Origin of the sequence: Streptomyces seoulensis (assembly GCF_022846655.1) — a bacterium.
Taxonomy (GTDB): Bacteria; Actinomycetota; Actinomycetes; order Streptomycetales; family Streptomycetaceae; genus Streptomyces.
Window position 1 is genome coordinate 4,438,137 of the sequence record NZ_AP025667.1, and the last position, 20,604, is coordinate 4,458,740.

The 20,604-nt window shown below is 73.0% G+C and carries 19 protein-coding genes; 9 read left to right on the top strand and 10 right to left on the bottom strand.

Going from position 1 to position 20,604, the window contains the following annotated elements; translation table 11 throughout:
- Positions 1 to 6 precede the first annotated feature (6 nt).
- Both HEK131_RS20480 and HEK131_RS20485 read left to right on the top strand, forming a co-directional pair.
- Positions 7 to 1,272 carry a VWA domain-containing protein gene (locus HEK131_RS20480; protein WP_244336481.1) on the top strand — a complete coding sequence of 422 codons (1,266 nt, stop codon included), beginning with the start codon at positions 7 to 9 and terminating at the stop codon, positions 1,270 to 1,272.
- The gene (locus HEK131_RS20485; RefSeq protein ID WP_244336482.1) at positions 1,272 to 2,072 is read left to right on the top strand and encodes a hypothetical protein; all 801 of its coding nucleotides are present in this window, start codon (positions 1,272 to 1,274) and stop codon (positions 2,070 to 2,072) included. Before HEK131_RS20480 ends, HEK131_RS20485 begins: the two co-directional genes overlap by 1 nt.
- A 35-nt stretch (positions 2,073 to 2,107) precedes the next feature.
- Here HEK131_RS20485 and HEK131_RS20490 read toward each other — a convergent pair whose 3' ends face one another.
- Positions 2,108 to 2,743 carry a winged helix-turn-helix transcriptional regulator gene (locus HEK131_RS20490; RefSeq protein WP_244336483.1) on the bottom strand — a complete coding sequence of 212 codons (636 nt, stop codon included), beginning with the start codon at positions 2,741 to 2,743 and terminating at the stop codon, positions 2,108 to 2,110.
- An 87-nt stretch (positions 2,744 to 2,830) separates the two neighbouring features.
- On the opposite strand from HEK131_RS20490, the gene HEK131_RS20495 reads away from it, so the two are divergent.
- The 3 genes from HEK131_RS20495 to HEK131_RS20505 all read left to right on the top strand — a co-directional run bounded on the left by HEK131_RS20495 (position 2,831) and on the right by HEK131_RS20505 (position 5,190).
- Positions 2,831 to 4,039: a pyridoxal phosphate-dependent aminotransferase gene (locus HEK131_RS20495; protein WP_244336484.1), complete on the top strand. Its 1,209-nt coding sequence runs from the start codon at positions 2,831 to 2,833 to the stop codon at positions 4,037 to 4,039.
- Positions 4,040 to 4,110: 71 nt separating this feature from the next.
- Positions 4,111 to 4,716, top strand: a complete 606-nt coding sequence (locus HEK131_RS20500) for a hypothetical protein (protein ID WP_244336485.1) — start codon at positions 4,111 to 4,113, stop codon at positions 4,714 to 4,716.
- A gap of 51 nt (positions 4,717 to 4,767) precedes the next feature.
- Complete coding sequence (locus HEK131_RS20505) at positions 4,768 to 5,190, top strand: acyl-CoA thioesterase (protein ID WP_217465302.1); 423 nt, start codon at positions 4,768 to 4,770, stop codon at positions 5,188 to 5,190.
- Positions 5,191 to 5,213: 23 nt separating this feature from the next.
- Here HEK131_RS20505 and HEK131_RS20510 read toward each other — a convergent pair whose 3' ends face one another.
- The 7 genes from HEK131_RS20510 to HEK131_RS20540 all read right to left on the bottom strand — a co-directional run bounded on the left by HEK131_RS20510 (position 5,214) and on the right by HEK131_RS20540 (position 11,668).
- The gene (locus HEK131_RS20510; RefSeq protein WP_244336486.1) at positions 5,214 to 6,593 is read right to left on the bottom strand and encodes an 8-oxoguanine deaminase; all 1,380 of its coding nucleotides are present in this window, start codon (positions 6,591 to 6,593) and stop codon (positions 5,214 to 5,216) included.
- Between the two features lie 38 nt (positions 6,594 to 6,631).
- On the bottom strand, positions 6,632 to 7,555 hold the full coding sequence (gene pucL / locus HEK131_RS20515; protein WP_217465304.1) for a factor-independent urate hydroxylase: 924 nt from the start codon (positions 7,553 to 7,555) through the stop codon (positions 6,632 to 6,634).
- A 5-nt stretch (positions 7,556 to 7,560) separates the two neighbouring features.
- Entirely contained in the window at positions 7,561 to 7,905 is a 345-nt protein-coding gene (gene uraH / locus HEK131_RS20520) for a hydroxyisourate hydrolase (protein WP_217465305.1), read from the bottom strand.
- On the bottom strand, positions 7,902 to 8,423 hold the full coding sequence (gene uraD, locus HEK131_RS20525; protein ID WP_244336487.1) for a 2-oxo-4-hydroxy-4-carboxy-5-ureidoimidazoline decarboxylase: 522 nt from the start codon (positions 8,421 to 8,423) through the stop codon (positions 7,902 to 7,904). The genes uraH and uraD overlap by 4 nt, the downstream gene beginning before the upstream one ends.
- Before the next feature lie 125 nt (positions 8,424 to 8,548).
- Complete coding sequence (locus HEK131_RS20530) at positions 8,549 to 8,911, bottom strand: helix-turn-helix domain-containing protein (protein ID WP_244336488.1); 363 nt, start codon at positions 8,909 to 8,911, stop codon at positions 8,549 to 8,551.
- Complete coding sequence (locus HEK131_RS20535; RefSeq protein WP_217465352.1) at positions 8,912 to 9,160, bottom strand: hypothetical protein; 249 nt, start codon at positions 9,158 to 9,160, stop codon at positions 8,912 to 8,914.
- Between the two features lie 93 nt (positions 9,161 to 9,253).
- Positions 9,254 to 11,668 carry a GH92 family glycosyl hydrolase gene (locus HEK131_RS20540; protein WP_244336489.1) on the bottom strand — a complete coding sequence of 805 codons (2,415 nt, stop codon included), beginning with the start codon at positions 11,666 to 11,668 and terminating at the stop codon, positions 9,254 to 9,256.
- A 170-nt stretch (positions 11,669 to 11,838) separates the two neighbouring features.
- On the opposite strand from HEK131_RS20540, the gene HEK131_RS20545 reads away from it, so the two are divergent.
- Positions 11,839 to 12,072: a hypothetical protein gene (locus HEK131_RS20545; protein ID WP_217465308.1), complete on the top strand. Its 234-nt coding sequence runs from the start codon at positions 11,839 to 11,841 to the stop codon at positions 12,070 to 12,072.
- A gap of 192 nt (positions 12,073 to 12,264) precedes the next feature.
- Here the strand turns inward: HEK131_RS20545 and HEK131_RS20550 are convergent, their stop codons facing one another.
- Together HEK131_RS20550 and HEK131_RS20555 are read right to left on the bottom strand one after the other, a co-directional pair.
- Complete coding sequence (locus HEK131_RS20550; RefSeq protein ID WP_279614289.1) at positions 12,265 to 13,863, bottom strand: AMP-binding protein; 1,599 nt, start codon at positions 13,861 to 13,863, stop codon at positions 12,265 to 12,267.
- A gap of 2 nt (positions 13,864 to 13,865) precedes the next feature.
- Positions 13,866 to 15,539 carry an AMP-binding protein gene (locus tag HEK131_RS20555; RefSeq protein ID WP_244336491.1) on the bottom strand — a complete coding sequence of 558 codons (1,674 nt, stop codon included), beginning with the start codon at positions 15,537 to 15,539 and terminating at the stop codon, positions 13,866 to 13,868.
- Positions 15,540 to 15,697: 158 nt separating this feature from the next.
- Between HEK131_RS20555 and HEK131_RS20560 the strand changes: the two genes are divergently transcribed.
- The 3 genes from HEK131_RS20560 (at position 15,698) to HEK131_RS20570 (ending at position 20,579) form a co-directional block, all read left to right on the top strand.
- Positions 15,698 to 16,531, top strand: a complete 834-nt coding sequence (locus HEK131_RS20560; protein ID WP_244336492.1) for a LuxR C-terminal-related transcriptional regulator — start codon at positions 15,698 to 15,700, stop codon at positions 16,529 to 16,531.
- 182 nt (positions 16,532 to 16,713) lie between these two features.
- Positions 16,714 to 19,551, top strand: coding sequence for an ATP-binding protein (locus tag HEK131_RS20565; protein ID WP_244336493.1), 2,838 nt, complete (start codon positions 16,714 to 16,716; stop codon positions 19,549 to 19,551).
- Between the two features lie 236 nt (positions 19,552 to 19,787).
- Complete coding sequence (locus HEK131_RS20570; protein WP_161146941.1) at positions 19,788 to 20,579, top strand: S1 family peptidase; 792 nt, start codon at positions 19,788 to 19,790, stop codon at positions 20,577 to 20,579.
- The last annotated feature ends 25 nt before the right edge of the window (positions 20,580 to 20,604 follow it).

Here is a 20,604-nt window from a genome sequence, read left to right on the forward strand (position 1 = left end):
CCGCCGATGATCAGAAGACAACGGCTGGCGGCGGGCGTCTGCGCTCTGCTCGCCGCCCTGGCGGCCGGGATCGCGTGTCCCGGCGGGGCCGCAGCGGACGAGACCGAGCCGCAGCCCGCTCCGAAGGTCGAACTCGTCCTGGATGTCAGCGGTTCCATGCGGGCGCGGGACATCGACGGCGGCTCCCGGATGGCGGCGGCCAAGCAGGCGTTCAACGAGGTGCTCGACGCGACGCCCGAGGAGGTGGAGCTCGGCATTCGCACCCTGGGCGCCAACTACCGCGGCAACGACCGCAGAACGGGCTGCAAGGACACCGAGCAGCTCTACCCCGTCGGCCCGCTGGACCGCACCGAGGCGAAGACGGCGGTGGCCACGCTGGCACCGACCGGCTGGACGCCCATCGGCCCGGCGCTGCTGAAGGCGGCCGACGACTTCGGGAACGGCGACGGCACCCGCCGTATCGTCCTGATCAGCGACGGCGAGGACACCTGCCAGCCGCTCGACCCCTGCGTGGTGGCCCGTGAGATAGCCGCCAAGGGCATCGGCCTGACCATCGACACCCTGGGCCTGGTGCCGGACGCCAAGACCCGTGACCAGTTGAGCTGCATCGCGGACGCGACCGGCGGCACGTACACCTCCGTGCAGCACAAGGAGGAACTGACGGACCGGGTGGGCCAGTTGGTCGAGCGGGCCGCCGATCCGGTGGTGACGCCGGTGGCCACCGAGGGCACCGACGCCTGTGCCGGGGCCCCCGCGCTCAAGTCCGGTCTGTACACGGACCGCGAGGAGTTCGGCAAGCAGCGCTGGTACAAGGTCGACGTCCAGCCCGGCCAGGAGCTGCGCGCCTCGGTGAGCGTCGCCGACGACCGCGCGACCAACCCCAACTACGGTGTGCTGCTGCGGGCGGTGACCCAGGAGGGCCGCGAGATCGTGCGCGGTGAGGGTGCCGGCACCGGCCGCACCGACGCGATCTCCACCGGCCTGCGCTATCCGAAGCCCGAGTCCGATGACGACGACGCGACCCCGGAGACGGTGTGTCTCCAGGTGACCAACTCCTTCTCGGCCACCGCCGGTGTGAAGACCACGCCTGGCATGCCGCTGGAGCTGACGGTCGACGTGGTCGACGGCCCCTCCGCCTCCTCCGACGTGGCCTCCTTCGGCCTCGGCCGGGGCTGGTGGCTGCTGGCCGCGCTGGTGCTGACCGGTTTCGTCGCGGGTCTGCTGTGGGGCTGGCTGTCCCGCTGGCGGGTCGCGGTCTGGAGGACGAACTGATGCGTGCGACACGTGTGCTGAGCGCGGCCCTGCTGACGCTGGGCCTGGCGGCCGCCCCCGCCGCGGCCGACTCCTCCCCCTCCCCGAGCGCCTCGGCGGACGGCAAGGCGCCCACCCAGGCGGGCACGTCGTTCCGTACGGCGGCCGAGATGGACCAGGGGCAGACCGCCACCGCCTCCGCCTCGACCGGTGACTACCTGTACTGGTCGTTCCCGGCCGACACCGGGCAGCGTCCGACCGTCAAGGCGACGGTGAAGCTGCCGGACACGCACGCCGCGCAGACCTGGCAGCTCGACGTCTACGACGGCCTGCGCCGCCACCAGTCCTGCATGTACGGCGCGGCCACCCGCACCGCCGAGCAGGGCACGGCCACGGTCGAACTGGCCTGTGTGCTGCGCACGGTGCGCGCCTGGTCGGAGCCGTGGGCCAACGACCCGCTGCCCGGCACCTACTACGTCCGGCTGACGGTGCTGAACCTCGGCTCCGCCGACCTCGGCCTGCCGGTGCGGGCCGAGGTCCGCGCGGACTCGAAGAACATCGGCGGCGCGGCGGCCGTGGACGGCTCGCTCGGCAAGCCGCTCGTCCCCGGTATCGCGGTCGAGTCCGACGCGGAGAAGGACGGTTCGAAGTCGGCCGTGCTCTCCGCGATCGAGCCGGACGACGGCTGGTCCTCGCACTGGTGGTCCAGCCGCTGGGTGTGGACCGCCGTCGGCGGCGTCCTGGCCGCACTGGCGGGCATCGGCGGATACGCCCTGACCCGCGGCCGCGGCCGCCCGGCGTACGTCCCACCGGGCGCCTGACCCGGACGAAGGCCCGCCGTTCCGGCGGGCCTTCGTCATTTCCGCAGCGCCTTGGCGAGGGCCCCGTCACCGGTCACCGTGACCCGCCCCGCCCGCACCGCGTCGGCGATCCCCGACTCACCCCGGCAGACCTCCGCACAGGTCGCCGCGTCCATCACCAGCCGGGCATCGGCAGCCACCGGCGCCGGTCCGTGCCCGTACACCGGCCCGTCCTCCGCGCCGACGTACAGATGGAACTCACCGTCCTCCGTGCTGATCTCGGCCACTCCGGCGCCCACCTGCGCCGCGTCCAGCGCCGCCAGCAGCGGCAGTGCCGACCAGTGGGCCCGTACCGCGTCGGTGGGCCGCAGTTCCGCCAGCGCGGGGCTGCCCCACTCCCCCAGTGCGTGCAGCACGGGCAGCAAGTCCCGTCCGCGCGAGGTCAGTTCGTACACATAGGCGGCGCCCGGCGGGGGGAGCTTCCGCCGGCCGGCGAGTCCGTCGCGCTCCATGTCCTTGAGCCGGGAGGCGAGTACGTCCGTGCTCACGCCGGGCAGGTCCGCGTGCAGGTCGGTGTAGCGGCGGGGCCCGGCCAGCAGCTCCCGGACGATCAGCAGGGTCCAGCGGTCCCCGACGAGGTCGAGGGCGCGGGCCGCGGAGCAGTACTGGTCGTAGCGTCGGCGAGGTGGCATGCGACGCAGTCTAGACATGTTGTTGGACTTACCAAGCTCCCACTTGGTAAAACCAAGTACCACCAGTTTCCGGAGGGGTTGCGGCGCATGGAGTTCCGGCAGTCGAACAAGCTCAGCGAGGTCTGCTACGAGATCCGCGGCCCGGTGATCGAGCACGCGGACGCGCTGGAGGAGGCGGGGCACAGCGTGCTGCGCCTGAACACCGGCAACCCCGCGCTCTTCGGTTTCGAGGCGCCGGAGGAGATCACCCAGGACATGATCCGGATGCTCCCCCAGGCCCACGGCTACACCGACTCGCGCGGTGTCCTCTCGGCCCGGCGGGCGGTGGCCCAGCGCTACCAGACCCTCGGCCTGGAGGTGGACGTCGACGACGTCTTCCTGGGCAACGGCGTCTCCGAGCTGGTGTCCATGGCCGTGACGGCGCTGGTGGAGGACGGCGACGAGATCCTCATCCCGGCCCCGGACTTCCCGCTCTGGACGGCAGTGACGACGCTGGCGGGCGGCAAGGCCGTGCACTACCTGTGCGACGAGCAGTCCGACTGGGCGCCCGACCTGGCCGACATGGCGTCGAAGATCACCGACCGCACCAAGGCCCTGGTCATCATCAACCCGAACAACCCGACCGGCGCGGTGTATCCGAAGGAGGTCGTCGAGGGCATCCTCGACCTGGCCCGCCGCCACGGCCTGATGGTGTTCGCGGACGAGATCTACGACCAGATCCTCTACGACGGCGCCGTCCACCACTCGGCCGCGGCCCTCGCCCCCGACCTGGTCGTCCTCACCTTCTGCGGCCTGTCCAAGACCTACCGGGTGGCGGGCTTCCGCTCCGGCTGGCTGGTGGTCACCGGCCCCAAGCAGCACGCGAAGAACTACCTGGAGGGCCTGACCATGCTGGCCTCCATGCGGCTGTGCCCCAACGCCCCCGCCCAGTACGCCATCCAGGCCGCGCTCGGCGGACGCCAGTCCATCCACGAACTCACCGCGCCCGGCGGCCGGCTGTACGAGCAGCGGAACGTGGCCTGGGAGAAGCTGAACGAGATCCCGGGCGTCTCCTGCGTCCGCCCCAAGGGCGCGCTGTACGCCTTTCCGCGCCTCGATCCCAAGGTGCACAAGATCCACGACGACGAGGAGTTCGTCCTCGACCTCCTGCTCCGCGAGAAGATCCAGGTCGTGCAGGGCACCGGCTTCAACTGGCCCACCCCCGACCACTTCCGCATCCTCACCCTTCCCCACGCCGACGACCTGGAGGCGGCGATCGGCCGTATCGGACGCTTCCTGAGCGGGTACCGGCAGTAGCCGCGCGCCAGGGCTGTCAGTGCCCGGCCGTACGCTTCGAGGACCAGAAGCGGACCGGAGGGAGCACCGCCGTGGCACGACCGCCCACCGCCGCGCAGCGGCGCGTCATCGAGGCCGCCGACCCCGACACCGGGCGGCTGCGGGGTACCGACGCCCAGCTCGCCGCCCTCGTCCGGCACGGCCTCGCCTTCCGTCACCCCCGCCCGCCCCACGACCACTTCCTGACCCCCGCGGGCCACCGCCTGCGCGAGGCCGAACCGGAGCCCGCGCCCGCCGCCGAGCCCGGTGGCGTCTTCGCGGCACGGGTCGGTGGCGGCGAGGAGGCGCCACCCGGACCGTCCAGAGCCCGCGAGGTGCGCGAAGCCTGGCAGGGCCTGCTGGAGCTGCGCCGCATGACCAACCCGGACAGCGCCACCGACCGGCCCTGCGGCTGGGAACGCACCCACCTGGTCCGGGCCGCCGCCCTGGCCCTGGAGGCGGCCGGGCACCAGCCGGAGAGCGGCGGGATACCCGGCTACCGCGTCCGCGCCACCCCGCAGCCGGAGGCGGTCGCGGTGTACGGCCCGGCACTCCAGCCGTACGCGGCCACCCTGGAGGCGGCGGGCTGGCAGTGCGGCGAGTACACCGAGGCACGCACCAGAGCCCGCCATCTCCTCGCTTCCCCGCGCCGGGTGTGACGGACATGCCAAGATCGACGGGCTGGACCAGGAGCGTACGAAGGGGAAGCAGTGAGCGAGCCGTTTTCCGTCCGGATCACCGTCCGCGGGTACGAGACCGACGTGCAGGGCCATGTGAACCAGAGCGTGTACCTCAACTACGCCGAGCACGCCCGCTGGTCGCTGCTGCGCGCGGCGGGCATCAGCCAGGCCGAGCTGGTCGGCGGGGGTGTGGGGCCGGTCGCCCTGGAGACGACGATCCGCTACCGCCGTGAACTCCTCGCCGGTGACGAGATCGTCGTGACCTGCTCCTTCGAGTGGGGCGAGGGCAAGACGTTCCGGATCGGGCAGACGGTCGCCAAGGCGGACGGCACCGTGGCCGCCGAGATCACCGCGGTCGGCGGCCTGATGGACCTGGCCGCCCGCAAGCTGGTGCCCGACCCTCGGGAGCGCTTCCGCAAGCTCGCCTCGGACCCGGCCCTCTTCGGTCTGTGAGCGCCGGACCAGGGACCCGCTGATCAGTCCCCGGCGGCGATCCGCGCGAGCCGCCGGGCCTGTTCGCGGGTGGTCCGGGCGAGCCGCTCCTCGTCCACGTGCAGCAGCACCCCGTCCGCCACGACCTGGCGCCCGCCCACGAACGAGGCCGTGACCGGGGCGGGAGCGCCGAGCACGAGCGCCGCCACCGGGTCGGCGATGGAGGCGTGGGCCAGGGTGTCCATGCGCCACAGGACCAGGTCGGCGAGTTTTCCGGGCTCCAGGGAGCCGATCTCCCGCGCCCGGCCCAACACCTGGGCGCCACCGTAGGTGCCGAGGCGGAGGGCCTGGCGGGTGGTCAGCGCGGCCTCCCGGTGCGGGCCGAGACGGTTCACGAGCAGGGCGTTGCGCAGTTCGGTGTGGAGTTCGCCGGACTCGTTGGAGGCCGTGCCGTCCACGCCCAGCCCGACCGGGACGCCCGACCTCAGCAGGTCCGGCACCCGCGCGATCCCCGCCGCCAGCCGGGCGTTGGAGGACGGGCAGTGGGCGACCCCCGTGCCGGTGCGGGCGAAGGCGGCGATGTCGGAGTCGTTCATGTGGACGCAGTGAGCCATCCACACGTCCTCGCCGAGCCAGCCGGTGGACTCGAAGTAGTCGGTCGGGCCCATGCCGAACAGCTCGTGGCAGAACTTCTCCTCCTCCACCGTCTCCGAGCCGTGGGTGTGCAGCCGCACCCCGAGCCGCCGCGCCAACTCGGCTCCCTGCCTCATCAGTTCGGTGGAGACGGAGAAGGGCGAGCAGGGCGCGACCGCGACCTGGGTCAGCGCGCCGAAGGCGGGGTCGTGGTGTTCGCGGACGGTGGCCTCGGTGGCGGCCAGCGCGTCGTCCAGGCTCTCCACCGCGAAGTCCGGCGGCAGGCCGCCATCCGACTCGCCCCGGTCCATGGAGCCGCGGGCCAGGGTGAAACGGACGCCCGTGTCACGGGCGGCGCGCACGATCGCGCCGGACAGGTCGCCGGTGCCGCGCGGGTACACGTAGTGGTGGTCCATCGCGGTGGTGACGCCGCCTCGGGCCATCACCGCCAGCGAGCCGCGCGCGGCCGCGGACACCATCTCCTCGTCGATGCGCGCCCAGGTCGGGTAGAGGGCGACCAGCCAATCGAAGAGGTTGTGGTCGGCGGCCAGGCCCCTGGTGAGCCACTGGTAGAAGTGGTGGTGGGTGTTGACCAGGCCGGGGGTGACCAGGTGCCCGGTGGCGTCGATCCGGCGCGTGACACCGGTCAGCCCCTCGGGGGCCGGGCCCGCGCCGACCGACTCGATCCGGTCGTCCGCGATGACGACGTGCCCCGTGGCGTACTCGGTGTCGTCGGCGTCCACGGTGGCGATCGCACAGTTCTCGATGACGATGCGCTCGGCTGCTGCCACGGTTCGTCCTTCGCTCTCAGAGGTCTCGCAGAGGTTGCTCAGAGGTTGGTGAGGTCCACCGGGATCGCCGCCTCGCGGCCCTCGCGGAGGACGGTAGCCTCGATCAGGCCGTAGGGCCGGTCGGCGGCGAGGTACACCTCGTTGTCGTTGGTCAGCCCGAAGGGCGTGAGGTCGGCCAGGAAGTGGTGCTTGTTCGGCAGGGAGAGCCGGATCTCGTCGATCTCGGGGCGCTCCCCGACCACCCGCGCGCCCATCTCGTACAGGGTCTGCTGGAGGGAGTAGGAGTACGTCCCCGCGAAGGCTTCCAGCAGGTGGCGCCGGGTCTCGGCGTAGGAGGCGTCCCAGTCGGGCGTGTCGTCCCCGCCGGTCCAGCCGTACCGCCAGCGGGCGCTCACCTCGGTGGCCAGCACCCGGTCGTGCGCCTCTGGCAGGGTCGTGTACTCGTCCTTGGCGTAGCCCCAGAACTCGGAGTCGGTGGAGTTGAGCACCACCATGTCCTTGAGCCCGGAGACGACCTGCCAGGACGTGCCGTCGTGGAAGACCTGGGTGAGCCGGACCTCCTGGCCCTTGCGGACGAAGGAGTGGCCGCCCTCGGCTGCGCCGGGCAGCGCGATCCGCTCCCAGTCGTACTCCTCGATGCGGATGCGCGCGGTCCCGATCGCCTCCTGGGAGGTGACGAAGTGCCGGGCGAGGTGGATGCCGAACTGCTCGGCGGACTCGATGCCGTGCTGCTTGGCGAACGCGTACACCGTGTTCTTGGTGGTGTCGGTCGGCAGTACGTGCGCGTTGGAGCCGGAGTAGTGGACGTCGTCCATGTCGCCGCTCAGGGTGACGGAGACGTTGAGGTCCTTGATGTGGTGGGTGGCGCCGTCTCGCGTGATCCTGACGACCCGGTTCTCGGCCTTGCCGTACTGGTTCTGCGCCAGGACCGCGGGCCCGTCCGGGCGGGACGTTTCTGCCATGAAAGCTAGCTCCCTCGGTATACGGAGTAGCCGAACGGGCTGAGCAGCAGCGGGACGTGGTGGTGCTCCCCGGCCCGGACGGCGAAGGTGACGGTCACCTCCGGGAAGAACGCGCCCCGGTCCTCGCCGAGGTAGGGCTCCACGGCGAAGTCGAGCCGCACCTGGGCGGTCCCCTCGGGCGGGGCCGGCAGGTCCCGGCAGCGGCCGTCGGCGTCGGTGACCGACTCGCCCAGCGGCCGCCAGTCGGCGCCTGAGCCGGTGCGGGCCGAGAGGCGGACGGTGACGCCCCGGGCGGGGCGGCCGAGCGAGGTGTCCAGGACGTGCGTGGACACGGAGGCGGTGGTGGTCATGGTTCAGGTGTCCTCGAAGAGACGAGTCGGGCCAGGCGGATGCGGTTGATCCTGCCCAGTTCGGCGCGGGCGGTCTCCCGTTCCCGCTCCGGCGTGTTGCCGAGCCGCTCCTTCAGGGCGTCGCGCATCTCCTCGCCGGTGAGGCCGGTGGCGCAGATCAGGAAGACATGGCCGAAGCGGTCCTGGTAGGCGAGGTTCAGTTCGAGCATCTCCGCGCGCAGGGCGCCGGAGGCGTCCGCCATGCCGCGCTGCTCCCGCGCGGAGGCGGGGTCGCCGGGCTTCGGGCGTCCGATCGGCGGGTGGCCCGCCATCGCCTCGGCCAGGTCCTCGGCGCCGAGTCCGGCCAGGGCCGCGTCGGCGGCGACGTACAGGTCTTCCGGGGTGGCGTACGGGCGGGCGACGAGGAGCAGGCGGGCCCAGGCGGTGGAGGCGCACACCTCGTGCAGGGCGGCGAGCGCGGCCTCTTCCCCGAGGGCGTTGAACCGGGCCAGGCCCAGGGGCGTGGCGGGCGAAGTCACGGGCGCCTCCGTGGCCGCGAGGGCCTTCGTGCCGGACGGGTGCCGTCAGCTAACGCCTCCCGGCGACGGCACGTCAACACTTTGTTGAAAATTCTGGGTTACCTGCCCCGGACGGCCGCCGGGGCTCAGCGCTCCTTCTCGCGGTTGAGGTAGTTGTAGATGGTGAAGCGGCTGACGCCGAGCGCCCCGGCCACCGTCTCCACGCCGTGCCGCACGGTGAAGGCGCCCCGCGCCTCCAGTGTCCGGACGGCCTCCTGCTTGGCCTTGCGGTCCAGATCGGCCAGCGGCCGGCCGTGTCTGCGCTCCAGGGCGGCGAGGATGTGGTCGAGGGAGTCCGCGAGCTGCGGCAGGCGTACGGCGACGACGTCGGCGCCCTCCCAGGCCAGCACCACGTCGTCGGGGCCCGCCTCGCCGGGTGGGAGCAGCTCCCCGCCCATGGCGTCGATGAGGGGTTTCACAGCCGCGACGAACGGCTCCTCGGCGGTCACCTACCGCCCCTCCCCGACCACGTTGACCTGGAGGGATATCCGGGTCGCCCCCGCTTGAAGACTCTGCCGCAGCAGCGCGTCCACGGCACCGAGCACCCCGTCGGCGCCGCCCTCGGCCATGGTGCCGAACGGGCCGAAGTCCACGGTGTCCAGCGCTGCTCCCTCGACCGCCTCGCGGGCCGCCAGGGCGTGCGCGGGAGGCACGTCCAGGTCGAAGGGTTCGGTCGTGAACTCCACGCGCAGTCTCAACGGTGCCCCCATGCTGTAGGTCGTACGACCTTAGTGGACCCGGCCGTGAACCGGTCGGCCCCGCGGACGGCGGTACCGCGGGGCCGGCCGGTCTCAGCGGGGCAGGCCGGTCTCAGCGGTCGCCCAGCCGGTGTCGGGCGCCGTGGTCAGGGTGAAGTCCAGCCTGCCGGCCGGGAGCGCCTGGGCCGGGGTGAGCCAGGAGCGGGTGACGGGGTGGCCGTCGCGGCGCACGGCGCCCGTGTAGACGTGGGTGTCGTCGGCCTCGGGGGCGGTGATGACGAGGTCGGCCGGGCCGGGCCGGTCCACGGTCGCCTTCGGGAAGACCGGGGCGCCGAGCAGGAGGGCGGCGCTGCCGGGGGTCTGCGGGTAGATGCCGAGGGCGGAGAAGACGTACCAGGCGGACATGGTGCCGAGGTCGTCGTTGCCGGGGAGGCCGGCGGGGCCGGTGCCGTAGACGGTGTCGAGGATGCGGCGGACCGTCGCCTGGGTCTTCCAGGGCTGTCCGAGCGCGTTGTAGAGCCAGGGGGCGTGGATGCCGGGCTCGTTGGTGGGGTCGTAGCGCAGGGGGTCGCCGCCGCGCACGGACCAGGAGCCGTCCGGGTTGTGGAAGAAGCCGTCGAGGCGGGCCCCGGCCGCGCTCCGGCCGCCCATCGCGTCGGCGAGGCCCTGGATGTCGTGGGGCACCATCCAGGTGTAGGTGGCGCTGGTGCCCTGCGCGAACCCGATGTCGCTCGCGGGGTCGAAGGGCGTGACCCAGGTGCCGTCGAGCTTGCGGGCCTGGATGTGGCCGGTGGCGGGGTTGAAGACGTTGCGCCAGTAGGCCGCGCGGTCGGTGAAGACCTCCGCGTCCTGGTCGTGGCCGAGCAGGCGGGCCCACTGGGCGAGGGAGAAGTCCGCGACCGCGTCCTCCAGGGTCTCCGCCGCGCCTCCCCAGCAGTGGCAGGCGTCCTGGGGGGCGTAGTGGGAGACCAAGTACTGGGCCAGATTGGGCCGTTGTCCCTCGCACTGGCCGGGGCAGCCCGCGTCGGAGAGGTCGTCCGGGGTGGGGACGGTGGCCTGGCGGACGAGGGAGGCGTAGGCGCCGCGGTAGTCGAAGTTCCGCACTCCCATGGCGTAGAAGGTGGCCAGGGTGGCGGCGGACGGGTCGCCGGTCATGACGTGGGTGGCGCCGCTGATGTGCACCCAGCGGTCCCAGACCCCGCCGTTCTGTTGGGCGAAGTTGTACAGCGACTGCGCGAAGTCGCCCGCGACCGTGGGCCGGAGCAGCGCGAGCAACTGGATCTGCGCCCGGTACTGGTCCCAGCCGGAGAAGTTGCTGTACTGCGCCCGCTGCCCGCGCGCCAGCCGGTGCACGGCCTGGTCCATGCCCCGGTAGCGGCCGTCGGTGTCGCTGATCAGGTCGGGCTGCATCAGGGAGTGGTAGAGCGCCGTGTAGAACGCGGTACGCCGGGCCGTACTCCCGCCCTCGGCGCGTACGGTGCCCAGTTCGCGGTCCCAGTCCCGCGCCCCGGTGGCGGCCACATCGGCCACGCTCGCCCGCGCCGGGATCTCGTGGCGGAGGTTGGCCTCGGCTCCCGCGAGGCTCACGTAGGAGATGCCGACCCGCATGTGGACATCGTTGTCGGCCGCCGTGTCGAAGCCGACCCAGCCGCCGGAACCGCGTCCCGCGCGGTCGGCGCCCGTGGCGTAGCCCTCGCCGCCGGAGGCCGTGGTGGAGCCGGGCGAGAGGGTGCCGTCGTGCCAGGTGCCGGTGGTGGAGAAGGCGCGGTCGAAGGTGGCGCTGAAGTGGAGCCGGTAGTAGCTCTTGCGGTTGTTGGTCCCGCCGTTGGCGCGGCGGCCGCAGAACGCGCCGGTCAGCACCCAGCCGGTCACCTTGCGGTGGGCGGCGTCGATGTCGACGTGCGCGTCCTCGCTGCCGTTGAGGGAGTTGGAGACGCGGAAGAGGAGGCTCGCCGGGCTCCCTGCGGGGAAGGTGAAGTCGGCGACCCCGGCCCGCCTGCTCACCGCGAGGTCCGCCGAGGCGCCGGAGGCGAGGCCCAGGGTGTAGCGGCCGGGCACGGCCTTCTCGTCGGCGTGGGAGAAGTTCGCCGCGTAGACGGCGTCCTTGGTGTCGGCGGACGGGGAGGACGTGATGTCGCCGGTGAACGGCATGATCGGGACGTCCCCGGCCGCGCCGGGGTTGCAGCCCGCGCCGTTGACATGGGTGAGGCTGAGGCCGCGTATCCGGGTGGTGTTGTACGCGTACCCGTTGGCCGCGCCGGTGCTGGTCTGATCCCCGGCGGTGCTGGTGGGCGACCAGGCGATCATGCCCTGGGGCAGGGTGGCGCCGGGGAAGGTGTTGCCGCCGTTCGCTGAGCCGATCAGCGGGTCCACCAGCGACGACAGTCGCTCCGGGCCGCTCGCCGCGACGGCCGGGAAGGGGGCCGCCACGGCGAGCGCGGTGGTGACGGCCGTGACGGCCGATCTCGTGCCGAGCCGTCTCGCGGCGCGGAGGAGGGCGTGGCGCATGCGTCGGGTCGCCTTTCTGCGGAGGACGTCGGGCGCCGCGAGGCTAGAAGCCCGGCCCGTGCGGGGGAAGGGGGCCGGGGGCCACGCTCGGTGAAACCTCGGCGAATTCCCGGCCCCGCTCCCCCACGGCCCGAGTAGCGGCGCCGGGCGATCCGCAGGACGCTGAAGGCATGGCCGGTCCGACACCGCACCCGCACATCGTGGTCCACTCCCCGGCGCTCGACGGCTCGCGCCGGGTCACCGAGGGCGACGTGACGCTCGGCCTCGCCTCGCACCTGGACGACGTGGTCGAGATCCTGCGCATGGCCGACCTGGACCGGATCGAGGTCGAGGTGAGCGATCTGATCGACTGGCAGGGCGGCGGCCCGGACGACTGGCCGGGGCTGTCCGAGCACGAGCTGTGAGGCGCCGGCCGCCGGGCCAACCTCAAATCCACCTCTGAAGACCGCCCGAAAGGCTTCAACCGCCTTCGCGCAGGGGCAGATTGAGGGTGCGAGGTCCCGCCGGGACGGGGGTGGCGGGATCTCGCTCACGGGGGACTCGGGGGCGCGGTCACGGCCGTACGGCCACGGGGGCGACCGCGCCCCACGAGCAGGTCAGGCGCCGTGGCTCCGGCGCAGCTCGACCTTGCGGACCTTGCCCGACACCGTCATGGGGAAGGTGTCGAGGAGCTCCAGCCGGCTCGGGATCTTGTAGTGGGCGAGCCGGTCCTGGCAGAAGGCACGCAGCTCGTCCAGGGTGAGCGGGTCGGCAGCATCGAGCGGGATGACACAGGCGAGGACCTCCTCGCCGTAGCGCTCGTGCGGTACGCCGACCACCTGGACGTCACGGATCTTGGGGTGGGCGTAGAGGAACTCCTCGATCTCGCGCGGATAGATGTTCTCGCCGCCCCGGATGATCATGTCCTTGATCCGGCCGACGATCTCCACATAGCCGTCCTCGCGCATGACGGCGAGGTCGCCGGTGTGCATCCAGCGGCCGGCGTCGATGGCCTCGGCGGTCTTGTCGGGCTGTTCCCAGTAGCCGAGCATGACGCTGTAGCCGCGGGTGCACAGCTCGCCCGCCTCGCCCCGGGGCAGGGTGATGCCGGTGGCCGGGTCGACGACCTTGACCTCCAGATGCGGCAGGACGCGGCCGACGGTGCCGGTGCGGTGCTCCAGGTCGTCGTCGACGCGGGTCTGCAGGGACACCGGCGAGGTCTCGGTCATGCCGTAGCAGATGGACACCTCGGCCATGTGCATCTCGGCGACCACCCGTTTCATCACCTCCACCGGGCAGGGCGAGCCCGCCATGATGCCGGTGCGCAGGGTGGAGAGGTCGTAGCCGTCGAACTCGGGGAGGTTCAGCTCGGCGATGAACATCGTGGGCACCCCGTACAGGGAGGTGCACCGCTCCCGCTGGACGGCCTCCAGGGTGGCCTTCGGCTCGAAGGACGGGGCCGGGATGACGATGCAGGCGCCGTGGGAGGTGGCCGCGAGGTTGCCCATGACCATGCCGAAGCAGTGGTAGAAGGGCACGGGCACGCAGATGCGGTCCTGCTCGGTGTAGGCGATCGACTCCCCCACGAAGAAGCCGTTGTTGAGGATGTTGTGGTGGGAGAGGGTGGCGCCCTTCGGGAAGCCGGTGGTGCCCGAGGTGTACTGGATGTTGATCGGGTCGTCGCAGGACAACTCGGCCTCGCGCGCGCTCAGTTCCTCCGCCGGGACCTCGGCGCCGAGTGCGGTGAACTGGTCCCAGCTCCGGTCGCCGAAGTACACCGTCCGCGTGAGCCGCGGGCACTTGGGGCGCACTTCGTCCACCATGGCCCGGTAGTCGCTGCCCTTGTGCTCGACGGAGGCGAACAGCAGGGACACACCGGCCTGCCGGAGGACGTACTCGACCTCGTGGGTGCGGTAGGCCGGGTTGACGTTGACCATGATCGCGCCGGCCTTGGCGGTGGCGTACTGGACGAGCACCCATTCCGCGCGGTTGACCGCCCAGACGCCCACCCGGTCGCCCTTGGCCACCCCGGCGGCGAGCAGTGCACAGGCCAGCCGGTCCACGTCGGCGGAGAATTCGGCGTAGGTCCAGCGGCGCCCGGAGGGGACGTCGACCAGGGCCTCCCGGTCCGGCCAAGTGGTCGCCGTACGGGCCAGGTTGGCGCCGATGGTGTCGCCGAGCAGGGCTGTGGCGCCCGTGCCGTGCGTGTACGACAGGCTCACCGGAAGTCCTCCTCGCGGTACTCCTCCGCCGAGCCCGCGGCCGTGGCCTCGCGCAGTTCGATGCGGCGGATCTTGCCGGACACGGTCTTGGGCAGCGGCCCGAACTCCAGCCTGCGCAGCCGCTTGTAGGGCGCGAGCACCTCGCGGGAGTGCTCGAAGAGCGCCTTGGCGGTGCCGGGTCCGGGCTCCCAGCCCTCGGCGAGGACGACGTACGCCTTCGGCACCGCGAGCCGGAGTTCGTCGGGCGCGGGCACGACGGCCGCCTCGGCCACCGCCTCGTGCTCCAGCAGCGCGCTCTCCAGCTCGAAGGGGCTGATCTTGTAGTCGCTGGCCTTGAAGACATCATCACTTCGCCCCGTGTAGAAGACATATCCGTCTTCGTCACGCGAGCCGATGTCGCCGGTGCGGTAGTAGCCGTCGGCCATCGCCTCGGCGGTGCGGGCGGGGTCGCCGTGGTAGCCGGTCATCAGGCCGGCCGGGCGTGCGGACAGGTCGAGCGCGATCTCGCCCTCGGTGGCGCCGGGCGCGCCGGTGACCGGGTCGAGGAGCTCGACGCGGTAGCCGGGGCTGGGGCGGCCCATGGAGCCCGGACGCAGCTCCTGGCCGGGGCTGTTGGAGATCTGCACGGCGGTCTCGGTCTGCCCGAAGCCGTCCCGGACGGTGACCCCCCAGGCCCGCCGGACCTGTTCGACCACCTCGGGGTTGAGCGGTTCCCCGGCGGCGACGGCCTCGCGGGGCGGGGTGGCGAGCTGGGTCAGGTCGGCCTGGATGAGCATCCGCCACACGGTGGGCGGCGCGCAGAAGGTGGTGACGTGGGCCCGGTCCATCTCCGCCATCAGCCGGGCGGCGTCGAAGCGGGAGTAGTTGACGACGAAGACGGTCGCCTCGGCGTTCCAGGGGGCGAACAGGTTGGACCAGGCGTGCTTGGCCCAGCCGGGCGAGGAGATGTTGAGGTGCACGTCGCCGGGCTTCAGCCCGATCCAGTACAGGGTGGCGAGATGGCCGACGGGGTACGAGGTGTGGGTCTGCTCGACCAGCTTGGGGCGGGCGGTCGTCCCGGAGGTGAAGTACAGCATCAGCGGGTCGTCGGCCAGGGTCGGGCCGTCGGGCAGGAACCCGGCGGGGACCGCGTAGGCGTCCTCGTACGGCTCCCACGCCTCCTCGGGGAGGCCGCCGACCGAGATCCGGGTGTAGGTGCCGGGGACGTCGTCGAACTTGGCGGTGTCCTCGGCGCGTGCGATGACGTGCCTGACCTCGCCGCGCTCGACCCGGTCGCGCAGGTCGGCGGGACCGAGCAGCGGCGTGGCCGGGATGACCACGGCGCGCAGCTTCATCGCGGCGAGCATGGTCTCCCACAGCTCGGCCTGGTTGCCGAGCATGACGAGGACCCGGTCCCCGGCGCCGACGCCCAGCGCCCTCAGATGGCCGGCCACCCGGTCGGAGCGGTCGGCCAGTTCGGCGAAGGAGAGCCGGGTCTCGGTGCCGTCCTCCTCGACGATGTGCAGGGCGGTGCGGTCGTTGCCGTCCGCGATCACGTCGAACCAGTCCAGCGCCCAGTTGAAGTGCTCGAACTCGGGCCAGCGGAAGCCGTCGTAGGCACCCTGGTAGTCCTCCCGGTGTTCCAGCAGGAAATCGCGGGCGCTGCGGAACAGCTCCGTCGGGCTTGTCATCCGTGTCCTCCTCGCTGCTGCGGTCGTCCACCGCCGGGGCCCCGTCGGGTGCACTCCCGCGTCCCGGACCATTGCCGGGCGGCTCTCCCCCATCGTCTAATCCGTGATGCGGGTCTCACCACCCCCGAACGGGGGTGGCGGCACGAAGGAGCGAGAAGGTGGCAGCAGATGCCGTGGCGACGGCGGAGATTCGGGGTGCGCTGGCCGGGCTGCGGCGCGCGACGGGACTGCCGGTCGCGTTCGGCGGGGCGGTCGGTCCCGGCGCGGCGCAGATCCGGATCAGCGAGCTGAGCGGCACGGCGACCGCCGCGCTGCGCTCGCTGGTGGTGACCTCCGGCACCGGTCTCGGCGGCCGGGCGGTGGCGCTGGGCCGGGCGTGCGCGGTGCCGGACTACGCCGGCTCCCGCCGGATCAGCCACGAGTACGACGCCCCGGTGGCCGCCGAGGGCCTGCGCTCGGTGCTGGCGGTGCCGCTGGTGGTGCGGCACCGGGTGCGCGGGGTGCTCTACGGCGCGCTGCGCACCGCCCAGCCGCTCGGGGACCGGGCGCTGGGCGGCGCGGTGGCGGCTGCGCGGGAGGTGGAGCGGGCGCTCGCGGTACGGGACGAGGCGCGCGGGCTGCTGGCGGTGCTGCGGCCCGGCGCGGCCGGACCGCCGGAGCCGGACGCGGGCCGGGAGCGGGTGCGTGAGGCGCACGCGGCGCTGCGGGCCCTGGCCCCGCGCATCGCCGACCCGGACCTGCGCGCCGAGCTGCTGGCGGCCTGCCGACTGCTGACGGCGCCGCCGCCGGCCGGTGACCCGGCGCTGGCGCCGCGTGAGCTGGACGTACTGACCTGGGTGGCGACCGGTGCCACCAACGCGGCCGTGGCCGACCGGCTGGGTCTGCGCCCGGAGACGGTGAAGGGATATCTGCGCTCGGCGATGCGGAAGCTGGGCGCGCACACCCGGGGGGAGGCGGTGACGGCGGCCCGCCGGGCCGGGGTCCTCCCCTAAGGGGCCGCACCCGGCCGGGCCCTTGGCAACCGCCACCGAAACATGCCATTCACATAGGCCCGCTTTGAATTTGCCGGTGCCTGACGGGCTGTTATTTCCCTCACCACGACTTCTCGCCGAATTCCGGGCTCCGTTGCCTAGAATTTGGCCCGGACACGACACACGAGGGGAGCGGGCGAACCGTGCGACGGGACTTCCAGGAGCCTGCCCGATGCCGCCCCGACCTGCTCATCGGCCGCGAGGAACTGTTCGCCGACGCGAGGGAACAGCTCGCCTCGGGCGGCAGTGTGCTGGTGCACGGCCCGGCCGGAATAGGGAAATCGACCTTCCTGCGGGCATTGGCCGAGGAATACGGCGCCACCGCGCACACCGTCTTGCGCTGCTCGGCGACCGAGTCCGAATCGCATCTGCCCTTCCTCGCCCTCGCCGACCTCCTCGGGCTGGTCCTGGACGAGATCGCGCCGCACCTCCCCTCGGCCCAGTTGACCGCGCTGGAGTCGGCGCTCACCGGCCGGGGCGAGTCCAGCCTCCAGCGCGACGGCCTCGCCCTGCGCCTGGCGGTGCTCTCCGCCCTGCGCGCCCTCGCCGCGCGCGGCCCGGTGCTGCTGGTCGCCGACGACCTCCAGTGGCTCGACCCGGCCAGCGCCGAACTGCTCGGCTTCGCCGCCCGCCGCCTGGAGGGCACCCCGGTCCAACTGCTGTGCGCGGTACGCACGGAGGGCCCGGAGAGCCAGGAGTACGACCGTCACCTGCGTGCCTGTCCGCCCGACACCGCAGCCGTCCGGCTGGGCCCGCTGAACCGCGCCCAGGTGGCCCGGCTGCTGGACCACCGAGGACACGGCGCGCTGCCCCGGTCCACCGTCCGCGAGATCCACCGCACCAGCGGCGGCAACCCGCTGTTCGCGCTGGAGCTGAGCCGCGCGCTCGCCGACAGCCCCACCCCGCCCCGGCCCGGCGAACCGCTGCCGGTGCCGACCTCGCTGCGCGCCCTGGTGCTCAGCCGGCTGGACATGCTCTCGGTGGAGGCCCGCCGCACCCTGCTGGTCGCCAGCGCGGGCGCCCGCCCCACCCCGGCCCTGCTGCACGCGGCCGGCCGGGAGAACGCCGAGGCGGAGTGCGCCCAGGCCGCCGAACTCGGCCTGCTCGCCACCGAGCCGGAGGCCCCGGCCGTACGGTTCGCGCACCCCCTCATCTCCGCCGCCCTCTACGCCGAGGCGCCCGCGCCGGAACGGCGGGCCGCGCACGCCGCGCTGTCCACCGCCGCCTCCGACCCCATCGAGCGCGCGCGGCACCTGGCGCTCGCCACCACCGGCACCGACCCGGACGTGGCGGCCAGGCTCGCCGGGGCAGCGACCCTCGCCCGTGACCGGGGCGCGCCCTCCGTCGCCGCTCAGCTCGGTCTACTGGCCGCGCGCCGCACCCCCGCCGACGGGGTGCCCGGCCCCGAGGAGCGGCGGCTGACGGCAGCCGAGGACGCGATCACGGCGGGCGAGGTCGACCTCGCCCGTGACATCGCCCGCGAGGTGCTGAGCCGTACCGCCGTGCCCGCCGAACGGGTCCGGGCCTGGATCGTCGTCATCGACACCGCCGGCCACACCATGGCCGAGGTGGACGCCGTCTTCCCGCAGGCGCTCGCCGACGCCGGGCAGGACCCCCGGCTGCTGGCCCTGGTCAACTACCAGTTGGCCTGGCGCGCGCTGATCGTGCAGGGCGACTTCACCGAGGCCCGTACGGCCGCCGCGCACGCGGCCGCGCTGGCCGCGCACGGCCAGGACCGGCGCACCGAGCTGCTGGCCCTCGCCTTCCAGGCGCAGACGGAGACCCTGATGGGCCATCCGGAGGCGCCCCGCACCATCAAGCGGGCGCTGCGCGAGCCGCAGGACGCCTCGGTGGCGTGCCATCACAACGGGGCGGGCAGCGCGCGGTTCCGCTGGCTGGTCATGGGCGACCGGCTGACCGAGGCCCGCGGCACGGTCACCGCGCTGCTGGGCGAGGTGCGGCGGCGGGGCTCGGTGGAGAGCGAGGTGCACTTCCTGCGCGGGCTCGCGGAGACCGAGCTGCACGCGGGGCACTGCGGGCGCGCCCTGGAGCTGGCCCGCGAGGCCCTGCGGCTGGCACGGGACTCGGGGATCGGGGAGACCGCCTCCGCCATGCTGACCTCGCTGGCCGAGGCGTCCGGCGGGGACGTGGGCCGGGCGCTGTCGCTGGCCCGCGAGGCGGTGGAGCACGCCGAGCAGGACGGCGACCAGATGTACCTCTCGCGGGCGCTCGCCGCCCTCGGGTACGCCCAACTGGTGGCCGGGGACGCGGCGGGGACGGTACGCGCGCTGCGCCGGGTACGCCGTCTGGAGCAGGACCTCGGCATCACCGACCCGGCGCGCGGCCGCTGGCACGGCGATCTCGCGGAGGCGCTGGTCCGGATCGGTGAACCGGCCGAGGCGCAGGACGTCATCGACATCAGCCGGGAGCACGCCGAGCGGCTGGGCCGGGCGAGCGTGCTGGCGGTCCTGGACCGGGCGGAGGCCCTGGTGCTGGCGGCCCGCGGCGACCACGAGGGGGCGCTGACCCGGCTGACGTCCGCTCAGGACCGGCTCACCGAGCTGGGCTACGGCCTGGAGGCGGCCCGCGCCGCGTTCTCCCTGGCCCAGCTCCGCGCCCGCTCCGCCGAGGGGGCCCGCCGGAAGGGCACGGCGTACGACGAGGCGACCCGGCTGTTCCGGCGCTGCCGGGCGCTGCCGTGGCTGCGCCAGGTGGACGAGGCCCGTACCGCGCCCGAACCCGCCCCGCCGGTACCGGTGCCGGACGCCCCGGAGGCGCTCGACGCGCTGGCGGGGCTGGCTGCGATGGAGCGTCAGGTGGCCGCGCTGGTGATGGAGGGCGCCACCAACCGGGAGATAGCGGCACGGCTGTTCGTGAGCGTGAAGACGGTGGAGGCGACCCTGACACGGGTCTACCGGAAGCTGGGCATCCGGTCGCGGGTGGACATCGTCCGATTGGCCGCAGGTCGCCGCGCGAAGTGACGGCACCCCCGGTTAACTGAGCCGGACCGAGGGTTTTCCCTCCCGCGACCCCCTAGGGGGTTCCCTCATTGGGAGGCGGGAGTTCCGGGTCCTAGCGTGAGGGTCGTGCCGCTCGCCGGGCACACGGGTTCGGAACGTCTCCGCTCTCCGCTCCACCGGAGTCGGGGGTGCCCCGTCCCCGTGCACCAACCCCACACCCGCGCGACCCCCACCGGCAACCCCCACTGAGGAGACTCATGTTCGGGCTCAGACGTGCCAGAAAGACCGCCGCGACCGTGCTGGCCACCGCCGCCGCCGCGGCGACCGCGCTCGTGGCCGCCCCCGCGGCGAGCGCCGCGCCCCAGCCCATCGTGGGCGGCACGACCACCACCACGACCGCGTACCCGTACGTCATGCAGATCACGGACGCGTCCGGCAGCCAGTTCTGCGGCGGCACCCTGGTGTCCGCCAAGAAGGTGGTCACGGCGGCGCACTGCATGGTCGGCGAGTCGACGAGCAGCGTCCGGGTGGTCGGTGGCCGCACCTATCTGAACGGCACCAACGGCACGGTGAGCCGCGTCAGCAAGATCTGGATCAACCCGGACTACACGGACGCCACCCGCGGCGACGACGTGGCCGTGCTGACCCTGTCGACGTCGATGCCGTACACCCCGGTGTCCTACGTCTCCTCCTCCCAGACGGGCGTCTACGCGGCCGGCACCACGGCCCGGATCCTCGGCTGGGGCACCACCTCGGAGAACGGCAGCTCCTCCAACCAGCTCCGGACGGCGACCGTGCCGACCGTGTCCGACTCGAGCTGCCGCACCTCCTACGGTTCGGACTTCGTCCAGTCCGACATGGTCTGCGCCGGACTCACGTCCGGTGGCGTCGACACCTGCCAGGGCGACAGCGGCGGTCCCCTGATCATCGGGGGCGTCCTGGCAGGGATCACTTCCTGGGGCGAGGGCTGCGCGGAGGCCGGTTACCCGGGTGTCTACACCCGGCTGACCACCTTCTCCAGCCTGGTGACCGCACAGGTCAACTCGTGACCGGAAGGACTTCCCGAGTGCGCTC

Bases quoted from the DNA above. Each gene is read 5' to 3' on its own strand.
- HEK131_RS20480 (WP_244336481.1), top strand. From the start codon at position 7: ATGATCAGAAGACAACGGCTGGCGGCGGGCGTCTGCGCTCTGCTCGCC.
- HEK131_RS20485 (WP_244336482.1), top strand. From the start codon at position 1,272: ATGCGTGCGACACGTGTGCTGAGCGCGGCCCTGCTGACGCTGGGCCTG.
- HEK131_RS20490 (WP_244336483.1), bottom strand. From the start codon at position 2,743: ATGCCACCTCGCCGACGCTACGACCAGTACTGCTCCGCGGCCCGCGCC.
- HEK131_RS20495 (WP_244336484.1), top strand. From the start codon at position 2,831: ATGGAGTTCCGGCAGTCGAACAAGCTCAGCGAGGTCTGCTACGAGATC.
- pucL (WP_217465304.1), bottom strand. From the start codon at position 7,555: ATGGCAGAAACGTCCCGCCCGGACGGGCCCGCGGTCCTGGCGCAGAAC.
- uraH (WP_217465305.1), bottom strand. From the start codon at position 7,905: ATGACCACCACCGCCTCCGTGTCCACGCACGTCCTGGACACCTCGCTC.
- HEK131_RS20540 (WP_244336489.1), bottom strand. From the start codon at position 11,668: ATGCGCCACGCCCTCCTCCGCGCCGCGAGACGGCTCGGCACGAGATCG.
- HEK131_RS20545 (WP_217465308.1), top strand. From the start codon at position 11,839: ATGGCCGGTCCGACACCGCACCCGCACATCGTGGTCCACTCCCCGGCG.
- HEK131_RS20555 (WP_244336491.1), bottom strand. From the start codon at position 15,539: ATGACAAGCCCGACGGAGCTGTTCCGCAGCGCCCGCGATTTCCTGCTG.
- HEK131_RS20570 (WP_161146941.1), top strand. From the start codon at position 19,788: ATGTTCGGGCTCAGACGTGCCAGAAAGACCGCCGCGACCGTGCTGGCC.